The following is a 12,258-nucleotide window of genomic DNA, read 5'->3' as shown; positions in this document are numbered from 1 at the left end:
ACACAACTATTTTTATGGGAGGCTAGAAACCGGGTTTCTACGAAATTTTGTGTTTAGTGGCGAGAAATCTACGCAGAAACCCGGTTTCTGAGGACACAATTATTTTGCTCGAAAAGTCGCTCTTTTAGGCATTTATCGCAGGCGACACACCCTACGACTGGCATATCTTTGGGAATTTCGCTGTACCAGCGGCCAAATGTGCTAACGTAGCGATCGCAAATCCCCAAATTTCAACTATCGGGAGATAGATAACCGTGTTCGCTCAAGCACCTCCAACTCCCAATTACAAATGGTTTAGCTGCATTTCTAGCACTGTTTTCACCGCATTGTGCCTGTTGCCCCTTTCCAACGCTGCTGGATACGCCCAAACTCCCCAAAATAGACTCATCAAAATCGGCGTGGTGCAGCGGTTTGGCACCAAACCCACCGATAAACTGACGCTGAAAGCTTTACCTGGCGATCGCTTAACATTAAGTTACAAAACTCCCCAAGGCATAGAAACTAAAACTACCGCCAGCATCCAGCTAGAAATAGCGAATAAACCTCTGGAAGCGCCATTAGTAGAAGAACGAGTTGTTCTGAGCTCCCACCGCAGTTTTGAGAGTGCAGAAGATAGCGCCAATCAGTGGCGCGCCAAGGGTATTGATGTGGAAATTGCTCAACCTTTGCGCTGGCAAGTTTGGGCAAAAAGAGATACTTATAATTCTCCTATAGTGCGGCGCTGGCTGTTGCAAAGTTTGCAAGCTCAAGGTAACAAAACTGCTTTTTTAGATACGAAAGTTTTTAAACAAATACCTCAAACGTTTTGGCTTTTAAATGGCTTTCGTTTCAACCGCAATGAGTTGGATGTCACGGCGGGAAAAAATGTAATTGAGGTATTTGAACAAACTACCCAAGAGGCGACAGCTATCGATCCAGAAAAAGCTATTCAACAAACTCGCCGTTACGGTGGCAGTTTGCACTTACAAAAAAATTCTTACGGTACTTATACTTTAGTCAATAATGTGCCGACGGAAACTTATTTGCGCGGTGTTGTTCCTCACGAAATAGGGGCTTTTTCGCCCTACGCTTCGATTGTCGCTCAAACTATTTTGGCGAGAACTTATGCGCTGAGAAATTTGCGCCGGTTTGCTGTGGATAATTACGAGTTGTGCGCTGATGTTAACTGTCAAGTTTATAAAGGTTTGACCGAAGTTTTCCCGCAGAGCGATCGCGCGATCGCCCAAACAGCAGGTTTAGTCCTAACTTACGAAAATCAGCTCGTAGACGCGCTCTATTCAGCGTCTAGCGGCGGCGTAACGGCGACTTTTGGCGATGTGTGGCACGGCCCAGAACGTCCATATTTGCGATCGATCGTCGATTCCCCCAAAAACCTCTGGGACTTGACAAAGCAGAGCTTGTCTGACGAAACCAACTTCCGCCGCTTTATGACTCTCAAAGCAGGCTTTAATGAGGAAAAAGAAGAAACCTTCCGCTGGCGCGAAGAAGTCTCACTGACATCAATTGGTGGATTTCTGCGGCAGTATCTTCAGAAGAAAAAGCACCCGCTAGCTAATTTTAAAACTCTCACCAAAGTTGAAGTGGTGGAAAGGTCGGCCGCTGGTCGAGTTTTGCAGATGAAGGTACAAACTGATTTGGGCCCCATCGATATTGACAAAGATGAGATTCGCAATGCTTTTTATCCGCCGATTAGCACGCTGTTTTATCTAGATCCAATTTACAATCCTGACAAAACTCTTAACGGCTATGCTTTTGTCGGAGGCGGTTTCGGACACGGCGTGGGAATGAGTCAAACTGGTTCTTACAATTTAGCTAATTTGGGCTGGAATGGCGATCGTATTCTGAGTTTTTATTTTCCCGGCGCTCAAGTTGTGCCCCTCAACGATTCCATTACATTTTGGCGGGAATAGCATCAGATTCGCCATAAGATTCGGCGGTTGAAACCGCGTCTAGACAAACAAAACCCGGATGGTGCGTGGGTTGAAGAGTGGCCGGTTAAAATTACGTTATCTTCTTTCTTCAGTCCGCGGAGGCGGACATCGTTTGTATAGACGCGGTTTCTAACCGTACGTCTGCTGCGGACATCGTTTGTATAGACACGGTTTCTAACCGTACGTCTGCTGCGGACATTTTTTGTATAGACGCGGTTTCTAACCGCACGTCGGATCTTTGTCGCCATCTTTCCATACAAAAACCCAGTTTCTTAACGTAATTAAGCTGAAACAGCTCAATTACGCAAACAAGAAACCGGGTTAATTAGCGCACCGCGCCTGTGAATCCTTTCTTAGTAGAGGGATTCTTCTTGGTGAGTTTCGATCGTACAATCAGACTTAGGATAAGCGACGCAGGTCAGAACAAATCCGGCCTCGATTTGGTCATCATCCAAGAAAGATTGGTCAGATTGGTCAATTTCGCCAGCAGTAATTTTGCCAGCGCAGGTGGAGCAAGCTCCAGCGCGGCAAGAATACGGGAGGTCGAGTCCTGCTTCTTCGGCAGCATCAAGAATGTAAGTATCGTCATCAACGTCAATGGTCTGGTTGATTCCTTCGGCTTCGCTGATGAGGGTAACTTTGTAAGTTGCCATGCACTAATCCTCTCAAAAATTCAACAATATTGATAAGTTTTCCTAATGCAAACTTCAAGGCTCTATCAGCTTTGAGGTGAGCTCTTAGGTTCGTTCCCTTTATGATAGTAGGGGAAAGAAGTAAGGTTGCAACACTTATTTACAAAAGATTTGAATGGGATTAGTTATAACTTTTTCTAATTTCATCTTGATTACTTATACCTATGTTGCGCTCAGCCTTGTGATACTGTTGCCGCAAGACTTACGCCAAATAACCCGGTTGCAGAAAAAAATCCTATTTTGAACCCGACAACCAAAAAATCCGATTTTTGCTATGGGGTGTGTCATCGACTTTCAGCCAGACTTGCTGGAATTTGTCCCCGCAGCCATGGACAGTTGACAGTTGACAGTTGACAGTTGACAGTTGACAGTTGACAGTTGACAGTTGGTAGGGGCGGTGCCCCGCCGTGCCCGCCCTCAGTGGACAGGTGCACAGTGGACAGTGGACAGTTGCACAGTGGACAGTTGCACACTACGGGAATCAAACCATTTATGCTTAAAGGGTATCGGCTCTATTCATGAGATTATTTATGTCCTCACCGATGTGGCGGTTGCGATATATCGCACCAGACTTGGGTGCTCAAAGCCCGCCTAAATCGCACCACAGCCTAAAATCTGCACGATGGAACTCTGGGCTCCTGCACTGCAAGTCTTTAACTATACTAAAATCTAAAATCTAAAATCTAAAATCTAAAATCCTATGACTCAAATCAATACTGGCATTGGTTTTAAAGTAAATTCTCCTATTCGCGTGGGGATTGTGGGTACTGGTTTTGCGGCTAAGTTGAGGGCCGAGACGTTGGTAGCTGACGCCCGATCGCACTTAGTAACAGTCGCGGGCCGCAACCCGGATAAAACCGCAGCATTTTGTCAAACATTCGGCGCCGAGGCTGAGGTTTCTTGGCGCAAGTTGGTAGAAAGAGATGATTTAGATTTGGTAATTGTCTGTACAGTGAACCGCGATCATGGGGCGATCGTCCTGGCGGCGTTGGAAAATGACAAGCACGTTGTGGTCGAATATCCTCTATCTTTAGATGTGTCTGAGGCCGAAAGGGCGATCGCCCTTGCCGCCCAAAAGCAAAAACTCCTCCACATCGAACACATCGAACTGTTAGGCGGTTTGCATCAAGCAATCAAAGAATCCTTACCATTAATCGGTAAAGTTTTTTATGCCCGCTACATTACTATTACCCCTCAGCGTACCGTACCGCAGCGCTGGACTTTTCAGCATTCCCTATTTGGCTTTCCCTTAATCGGGGCAATTTCTCGACTTCACCGATTTACTGATTTGTTCGGAGAAGTCGGAACCGTTAACTGTCAAACTCAATTTTGGGACACTCAGCCGGATTTCTACAAAGCTTGTTTGTGCAACGCACAGTTACGCTTTACCAATGGCGTTGTCGCTGAAGCTGTTTATGGAAAAGGAGAGACTTTTTGGCAGTCGGAAAACATTTTTACCATCTACGGAGAAGCAGGAACGCTGATTTTTACTCCCGAATCCGGTCAATTGATTCAGGGAGAAACTCGGCAGGCGATCGCAGTAGGAACGCGGCGCGGTTTGTTTGCTAAGGATACGGATATGGTGTTAGACTGTTTGTTAAACGGTACGCCGTTGTACGTCAAGAATACCAGTAGTTTGTACGCTTTGAAATTAGCGGATGCTGCGAGGCGTTCGAGCGAGACTAGGCAAAAATTGGCGATCGACAATTCATATAGCAGTTCGATCGAAATATGAGGTACGATTCGCTAATCGCTAATCGCTAATCGCTAATCGCTACTCAGATAAAAAGGTAATCGGCAATCACCGAAAAACTTGTGGTTCAAAACCTTTCCTCCCCATTAGCAATTAGCAATTGCCAGACATACCTTAATACTTCGGACAATTTTTTAAAGCCTCTGTAATCTTTACAGCACAAGCCTTGGCATTTTTAATCTTTTTTTCTTGCCTGAAGGCTAAACTTAAAGTTTGAAAAAATAGTCCAAGCAATAGCTAGTATGGGTTTTAAATATTCAATCGTGCCTAAAACTGTCCGAAGTATTGATATCTCATCTATCTAAAAAAGGCTATAGCGGTTCTCAAAAAAGTGAGGTATGCCCGATGCCCGATGCCCAATGCCCAATGCCCAATGCCCAATGCCGCATAGTACCTCATCAATCTAAAAAAGGCTATATATTTTTGCAATAAAATGGCAGTAACTACACATCAACTGATTCAGTGGAAACAGCAAGGGCGTCGAATTGTGGCGCTGACCGGTTATGATTATGCGATCGCCCAACTACTCGACCAAGCAGGCACTGACATCATCCTAGTCGGCGATTCCCTCGCCATGCCAATATTGGGCTACGAAACTACGCTACCGCTAACCCTCGATGAAATGCTGCACCACGCTAAAGCAGTCCGTCGCGCAGTCAAGCAAGCATTAGTTGTTGTGGATTTGCCGTTTTTGACTTACCAGGAAAGTCCCCAGCAAGCCATGCACTCGGCCGGGAGAGTTTTGAAAGAAACTGGCGCTCAAGCTGTAAAATTGGAGGGCGGATATCCAGCAATGGCGGCTACCGTTTTGCAGCTAACATCCGCCGGGATTCCGGTGATGGGTCACGTTGGTTTAACTCCCCAGTCGGTACACCAACTCGGTTACAAAAAACAAGGCAAAACAGCCGAATCTGCCGATCGCATCAAAGCCGAGTCGATCGCACTTCAAGAAGCCGGTGCCTTTGCGATCGTCCTAGAACACATTCCCCCAGACTTAGCTGCTCAAATTACCCAAAAATTAACTATTCCCACCATTGGTATCGGTGCGGGGGCACACTGCGACGGACAAGTTTTGGTTACTTCCGATTTGTTGGGACTTTCCGAAAAACAACCGCCTTTTGCGAAAGCTTACGTCAATTTGCGATCGACAATTACCCAAGCCGTCCAAGATTATTCCCTAGAAGTTAGAGAACGAAAATTTCCCGAATTGTAAACCATAAATCGAACTGACTCGCTCGCCAGCAGATTGAATACTACTTAGCGGGTTGTTGACTCGCCTTGTACGAGTTCGCACCCCTAGCAGCATCTGTTTTGCCGATCGCGATCGCCCGCAATTACCGCTAAAATTGGAAAATCTCAACTTCAATTATCCCTTGACCAAAAAAGCGGGTAACAAGCCCCGTCCTTCTAGGACGGCTTTAATTTTCTTTGAATCTTCCTAATTCTATCAGTAAAACCTAGTATAATACAATACGGTTTACTTAAGATGGTCATTGCGAGGAACGAAGCAATCTCCGTATCTATTTCTCATAGGGTTTTACCCCCATGGCGCTCTTAAGTAAACGGTATTGTAGTATAATAGAACAAAGTAAAGAACCGAAAACAATGAAAGCAAGGTATCAATACAGATTCTATCCAACCGACCAACAACGACAGAAATTGGCTCAATTGTTTGGTTGTGTTCGGGTAGTTTGGAATGATGCTCTTGCCCTTTCTAAACAGTCTGAAAAGAAACCCAAATCTGCCGAACTTCAAAAAGTAGTAATTACTCAGGCAAAACAGACTGAAAAAAGAGCTTGGTTAAGTGAAGTATCAAACATCCCGTTGCAACAATCTGTAGCGGATTTAGAAACGGCTTTCAAGAACTTTTTCAACTCCGGTAAAGGAAAGCGGAAAGATCGTAAAATTGGCTATCCTAAATTCAAAAAGAGGACGAATAGTCAATCGGCAAGACTCACTCGCTATGGATTCTCGCTCAAAGGTGATGGTGTCTATCTAGCCAAGATTGGTATTGTCAAACCCGTTTCGCCTGTGAGAATTACCATCAGAACCTAGTTCTGTTACAGTCATCAAAGACTGTGCTAATCGGTATTTTCTGAGCTTTGTAGTAGAGATTCAACCAACTCAGATTGAGGCGAAAAATCCTAGTATTGGGATAGACTTAGGGGTTAAGACCTTTGCGGTGATGAGCAATGGCGAAAAAGCCCAAAGCCCTAGCTATAAAAAGCTAGACCGAAGAGTTCGCAAACTACAGCGTAAGTTAGCCCGTCAACCCAAAGATTCTAGGAGGAGAAATATAACTCGAATCAAAATCGCCAAGCTGCACAACCGAATTGCTGATACCCGTAAAGATTTTCTGCACAAATTATCAACCAAAATAGTCAACGAAAACCAAGTGATTGTTTTGGAAGATTTGAACGTGTCGGGAATGGTCAAGAATCGGAGGCTTTCCAGAGCGATTAGCTTGCAAGGGTGGAGGGAGTTTAGGACTCTCTGTGAGGCCAAGTCTGAGAAGTTTGGCAGGGAGTTTAAAGTAGTTAGTAGATGGGAACCGACTAGCCAAGTTTGTTCAGACTGTGGCTTCAAATGGGGCAAAATAGATTTATCTATTCGTTCAGTGCTTTGTCTGAGTTGTGGCACTGAGCAAGATAGAGACGAAAATGCTGCTAAAAATATAGAGCAAGTCGGGATGGGGAATCGCCACGACTCTAAATGGGCGCAGAGACAGAGTAAGACTACTCCGGTAGCATCAGTCGGTGAAGCGTCAAGAATCACCGTCCGCGACGGTCGGTGAGTATTTCAATCGATCTCAAATGTCAAATCTCCAATCAAAAATCAAAAATCTACAATCCAGATACCAAAATGTGATAAAAATCACTGACAGCAAGCATCACCTAAATGTAAAAAATGGTGGCGACCAACAACTAGCTTCAAAACGGGCAGCGAAGTGGCGGTTAAGCTAAAAAAATTGTAGTTCCGTTCAAAACAAATTGAAGTCATCGCTCGAACGTGTTAAGGAGGCTAATTGATGGTATATGCAGAAAATTGGTCGCAGCCGTCTATCTTGGAGCTAGCGCGATCGGGCAACTTTCAGGCCCTGAATTACTGGATTGACAGCTTGCTGCGACCCGAAGGGATTTATGCCCGCGTCGAACAGGCTCAAGCCGGCTGCGTCCAAATCCTAGTAGAATTCCAACGCGGATTTGCACCAGAGAATACATTACTGGGGAGCACTCTCCGCGAAGGCTTAGTTAAATTTATTTGTCACCAACTCTGGAGACTCAACTCGCCAGCAGTAGAAGGAGTGCGAATTCACGCGCGCTTGGCTGGGGAACCAGAGATTCTCTGGAAACAGTCAGTCCGAATAGTGACTCCGGCAAACCGCAACCAGCGGCGTTACCGTTCCCTATTAGTCGTCGATTGGGTTAAATTTAAAACATATCGTTCTCTGCTGCTAGTGGGCTCGGCACTGGCATCATTTATTTTAGGGTGTTGGCTGAGCTACCACGAGGCTGTAGCCCTACGGCTAATGTCTCCAGCCTCCCCTTACCAGCAAGCTGCGGTAATGTCGGGGCCGCCTCCCAAACGTCCGGATGCGGTGCAAGCGGCCTTAGAATTAGTACCTGTAGTGCAACAAAAGCAGGTTGCTAATCCCTACGACCCCACCGTAACGCTGATGTTCGGAGGAAATGTGAATCTATCGGATGCGATCGCCGCATCTGCTGGCAACGATTACCATTGGGCTTTTGCCAATATGGACGAGTACCGGCAAGCAGATGTATCGATGGTTAATCTAGAAAACCCCCTGACTCGCTCTACCTTGGGTTCTGGCAAAAAACAATTAAATTTTAAAGCCGATCCAGAATCGGTGAAAGTATTAACAGCAGGAGGAGTGGATATTGTCAATCTGGCAAACAGCCACGCTATGGATTACGAGGAACCGGGGCTGGTGGAAACTATAAATACTCTAAATAATGCTGGTATAGGGCATCTGGGAGCCGGTAGAGATATCAAAGAAGCAAGGCGTCCAGATATTATTGAGGTTAAGGGTCAGCGGATCGCGTACCTCGGTTATTACGATGCTGACCTTCATGCTGCCGACCAAGGTAAGGCTGGCACCAACCCCCGGCGTAACAATCGCGTGGCAGAGGATATTCGAGCTCTCAAAGGTCAGGTAGACTGGATTATTGTTAATTACCACTGGGGAGTCGAATTGGCAGATTATCCCGGGGACTGGCAGATAGATTTGGCTCGGTTCACGATCGATCAAGGTGCAGATTTGGTAGTGGGACACCACCCCCATGTCCTACAAGGTGCCGAAGTTTACAAGGGTCGCCCGATTGTTTACTCGTTGGGTAATTTTATATTCGGCGCGAATGCTCGCAGCGATTACGATACCGCAGTCCTGAAAGTATCGCTCAAAGACAGGAATATGAAGGTAGAATTTTTGCCTGTGGAGGTGAAAAAGTTTCAGCCGAAAGTGGTGAATGGAGCAGCGGGCGATCGCATCCTCAAACGCGTCGAACAAATTTCTAGTATATTCGATCGACCGATGCGCTCTTCTGTGGTTCTAGAGGCCCCAATCAACCCAGGATTGGCACCAAAAACTCCAAATTCGACCTTGCCAGGAGCACCAAAAAGCGGTACCTACGGGCCCGGGTCGGCTTCCCCAGTCCCCCTGACAGGAGAAACCAATCTGCCAGGCCCAGGACAACCCAAACCTACTCCGATTTTGCCCGCTGTACCGGCTTTGCCCAAACAGCCGGACAACTCCTCAGTTTTCCAGAACGGGGCAGGGCCTGCTAGGTCGTCGAACCCGCCTCCGAGTCAAGATTTGCCATCGCGCGTCTATCGCACTAAACCTGAAAATCCCAGCCGGGAACCAGATCCGTTTACCAAAGAACCATTCATCAAAGAACCGTTTATTTCGCCCCCATCTCCGAGTTCGGGAGGGGTACTCAGTCCCCAAAGCTATATTCCCCCAACTGGCGATGTATCTTTCAAAGTCGCACTCAAAGAGCAGCCGACAAACAGAGTCGTTCCCGGCAAAAGCAGCGATCGCGGCTCGCTGCGGCTCGCCCTGCCTCCTATAGCTGCGAACGTGGGGACGGCCAGTGGAGTTGACAGTTGACAGTTGACCGCTTGACAGTTTGAGAGCGACCTCTACCTAGAAGGAAGAGGATTGGAGTAATGAATAGTCTGATTTTAATTTCTCCCGATCGGGCGGGCTTTCAACCAATTCTTTCTGGTGATGGGCGAAAATCAACTACCAGCGACCAATTAATAACGACCGATTTACTAACAACCAATGATCGACGACCTACTAACAATGACAAATGTGTTTGCGATCGCGCTGAAGCAAAAGCAGTACAAAACCTATATCCTCTCCGACGAAACCGCAAACTCTACCCTAGAAGTTGTGCCGGAACGGGGCGGTATTGCCACTAGCTGGCTGGTTGAAGGCAAAGAAATGTTTTACTTGGACGCGGAACGGTTCGCCAATCCCGATCGGACTGTACGCGGCGGGATTCCCATCTTGTTTCCCATCTGTGGCAATCTCCCCGACGACACTTACACCCACAAGGGAGTGGAGCGGCAGCTCAAACAGCACGGCTTTGCTCGCGACTTGCCTTGGACGGCGACGGAACAATTTACCGAGGGTTGCGCGGCTCTTACCCTAGTGCTCAAAAGCAGCGAGAAAACCCAGACTGTTTATCCCTTTGATTTCCAATTAGCTTTTACTTATCAAATTAAAGGCAATTCTTTGGAAATTGTGCAGGAATACACCAATCTTGGTGACGAACCAATGCCCTTTGCTAGCGGCTTGCATCCTTACTTTTTAGCACCCGACAAGACAAATCTGCGCTTTGAGATTCCCGGGATGCAGTACAGAGATCACCACACTCACAAGAAAGGTTATTTCACAGGGGTTTTTGACCCGACTCTCGACGAAATAGATGTTTCCTTTGACGAACTGACAGGTCTTGCTGCTACTGTAACTGACGAGGCCCGCGGCTTGCGGCTCACCGTCAGTTACAACTCCAGCTATGGGAAGTTGGTTTTCTGGACTTTGAAAGGCAAGGATTTTTACTGTTTGGAACCTTGGACGGCTCCTAGAAATGCCCTCAATACTGGCGAACACTTGATTTATTTGCAGCCGGGAGCGACTTGCGAGATGCTGGTTCGCATGACTGCAACTTTTTTTTGAAAAACACTTGCTATTTGAAATGATGGGTGCTACTATTAGAAATTGTGTGCGGTAACAATGTTTTCGCGGGTCGCTAGCTCAGCGGTAGAGCATTCGGCTTTTAACCGATTGGTCTCGGGTTCAAATCCCGGGCGACCCATTTTTCAGACAGAACGTAAAAAGTAGAAAGCAGAATAAAATCTAGCTTTCATCACGAATTCGGGGCAATCCCAGCGGGATTGCCCCGAATTTAGTTTTGGGCAATGTGGATTTTTTAAGCCTAAATTGAAATCTGGAAACATAATGCGCGATCGGCAACAAATTGTCTTAAGATTATCGTAAGAATTCAGCTTGTTCAAAATCCACTGTCCAGAAACACAAATAATTAGGAGGAATATCTATGGCGCTTGTACCTATGCGACTGCTGCTCGACCACGCGGCTGAAAATGGTTACGGCCTACCGGCTTACAACGTCAACAACATGGAGCAAATCCAAGCGATCATGCGCGCTGCTGACGAAACCAACAGCCCTGTGATCCTGCAAGCTTCTCGCGGCGCTCGTTCCTACGCTGGCGAAAATTTCCTGCGCCACTTGATTTTGGCAGCAGTTGAAACCTATCCTCACATCCCCATCTCCATGCACCAAGACCACGGCAATGCCCCCGGCACTTGCTATTCTGCCATGCGCCAAGGTTTCACCAGCGTAATGATGGACGGTTCTTTGGAAGGCGATGCTAAGACTCCCGCCAGCTACGAGTACAACGTTGAAGTTACTCGCGAAGTGGTGAAAGTTGCTCATTCGATCGGCGTTAGCGTTGAAGGCGAACTGGGTTGCTTGGGTTCTCTGGAAACAGGGATGGGCGAAGCAGAAGACGGCCACGGCTTTGAAGGCGCGCTTTCCCACGATCAATTGCTGACAGATCCTGAAGAAGCTGTTAATTTCGTCGAGCAAACCGGCGTTGATGCTCTCGCAGTGGCGATCGGCACTTCCCACGGCGCTTACAAATTCACCCGCAAACCGACTGGCGAAATTTTGGCAATCAGCCGCATCGAAGAAATTCACCGCCGCCTGCCAAATACTCACTTGGTAATGCACGGTTCATCTTCTGTACCCCAAGAATTGCTGGAAATCATCAACAGCAACGGCGGCACTATCCGCGAAACCTACGGCGTACCTGTCGAAGAAATTCAAAAAGGCATCAAGTGCGGCGTTCGCAAGATCAACATCGACACTGACAACCGTTTGGCGATTACCGCTGCGGTGCGCGAAGCTTTGTTTGCTAAGCCAGATGAGTTCGATCCCCGCCACTTCTTGAAGCCGTCGATCAAGTATATGCAGAAGGTTTGTAGCGATCGCTACAACTCTTTCGGTTGCGCCGGTCACGGTACAAAGATCAAGCAAATGTCTTTGGATGATTTTGCAGCTAAGTATGCAAAGGGCGAATTGAGCTCTTCTGCTAAGAAGACTGTCGCTGTTTAATAATTTTAGGTTGAAGATTTTAGATTTATCTGAAGTCTAAAGTTTAGATTGCCGGGTAGCTGTGAAGTTGCCCGGTTTTTGTGTGTGGAGAGATGAGAAAGATAGATAAATCGCCCTTAAAGCCCACATTCCGCAGATGTGGGTCGGATTTTTTTATCAGTTGTGAAAACTTGGAAGCCAAACGCTTTTGGGCTGAAATTATGCAGTGTTAGCCT

10 protein-coding genes and 1 tRNA gene are annotated in these 12,258 nt (G+C 46.9%); 10 read left to right on the top strand and 1 reads right to left on the bottom strand.

The annotated features are described in order from the left end of the window. Positions 1–254: 254 nt before the first annotated feature. Entirely contained in the window at positions 255–1,910 is a 1,656-nt protein-coding gene (locus tag JGK20_RS08835; protein WP_293205281.1) for a SpoIID/LytB domain-containing protein, read from the top strand. Positions 1,911–2,284: 374 nt separating this feature from the next. On the opposite strand, the gene JGK20_RS08830 is transcribed toward JGK20_RS08835, so the two are convergent. Continuing rightward, a complete protein-coding gene (locus tag JGK20_RS08830) occupies positions 2,285–2,584 on the bottom strand; it encodes a ferredoxin (protein ID WP_293129326.1) in 300 nt (99 codons plus the stop codon). Between the two features lie 739 nt (positions 2,585–3,323). Between JGK20_RS08830 and JGK20_RS08825 the strand changes: the two genes are divergently transcribed. The 9 genes from JGK20_RS08825 to fba all read left to right on the top strand — a co-directional run bounded on the left by JGK20_RS08825 (position 3,324) and on the right by fba (position 12,043). Then, positions 3,324–4,358: a Gfo/Idh/MocA family oxidoreductase gene (locus tag JGK20_RS08825; RefSeq protein ID WP_293190467.1), complete on the top strand. Its 1,035-nt coding sequence runs from the start codon at positions 3,324–3,326 to the stop codon at positions 4,356–4,358. 451 nt (positions 4,359–4,809) lie between these two features. After that, positions 4,810–5,589 carry a 3-methyl-2-oxobutanoate hydroxymethyltransferase gene (panB, locus tag JGK20_RS08820; protein WP_293190468.1) on the top strand — a complete coding sequence of 260 codons (780 nt, stop codon included), beginning with the start codon at positions 4,810–4,812 and terminating at the stop codon, positions 5,587–5,589. Positions 5,590–5,644: 55 nt separating this feature from the next. Then, complete coding sequence (locus tag JGK20_RS08815) at positions 5,645–5,818, top strand: hypothetical protein (RefSeq protein ID WP_293177207.1); 174 nt, start codon at positions 5,645–5,647, stop codon at positions 5,816–5,818. A 103-nt stretch (positions 5,819–5,921) separates the two neighbouring features. After that, positions 5,922–6,431 (top strand): transposase, encoded by a 510-nt coding sequence (locus JGK20_RS34470; RefSeq protein ID WP_366038687.1) that lies wholly within the window; start codon positions 5,922–5,924, stop codon positions 6,429–6,431. Positions 6,432–6,444: 13 nt separating this feature from the next. Further along, positions 6,445–7,170, top strand: coding sequence for a transposase (locus tag JGK20_RS34465; protein ID WP_366038702.1), 726 nt, complete (start codon positions 6,445–6,447; stop codon positions 7,168–7,170). A gap of 234 nt (positions 7,171–7,404) precedes the next feature. Further along, on the top strand, positions 7,405–9,507 hold the full coding sequence (locus JGK20_RS08805) for a CapA family protein (protein ID WP_293230112.1): 2,103 nt from the start codon (positions 7,405–7,407) through the stop codon (positions 9,505–9,507). A 177-nt stretch (positions 9,508–9,684) separates the two neighbouring features. Beyond that, positions 9,685–10,584 carry an aldose epimerase gene (locus JGK20_RS08800; RefSeq protein WP_293190470.1) on the top strand — a complete coding sequence of 300 codons (900 nt, stop codon included), beginning with the start codon at positions 9,685–9,687 and terminating at the stop codon, positions 10,582–10,584. A 67-nt stretch (positions 10,585–10,651) separates the two neighbouring features. Further along, positions 10,652–10,723, top strand: a tRNA-Lys gene (locus tag JGK20_RS08795). Positions 10,724–10,963: 240 nt separating this feature from the next. Next, positions 10,964–12,043, top strand: coding sequence for a class II fructose-bisphosphate aldolase (gene fba / locus JGK20_RS08790; protein WP_293190471.1), 1,080 nt, complete (start codon positions 10,964–10,966; stop codon positions 12,041–12,043). Positions 12,044–12,258: the final 215 nt, after the last annotated feature.

Source organism: Microcoleus sp. PH2017_05_CCC_O_A (assembly GCF_020738785.1).
Lineage (GTDB): Bacteria > Cyanobacteriota > Cyanobacteriia > Cyanobacteriales > Microcoleaceae > Microcoleus.
Note: the sequence above shows the minus strand (reverse complement) of the source record. Positions and strands in the feature narration are given on the sequence as shown.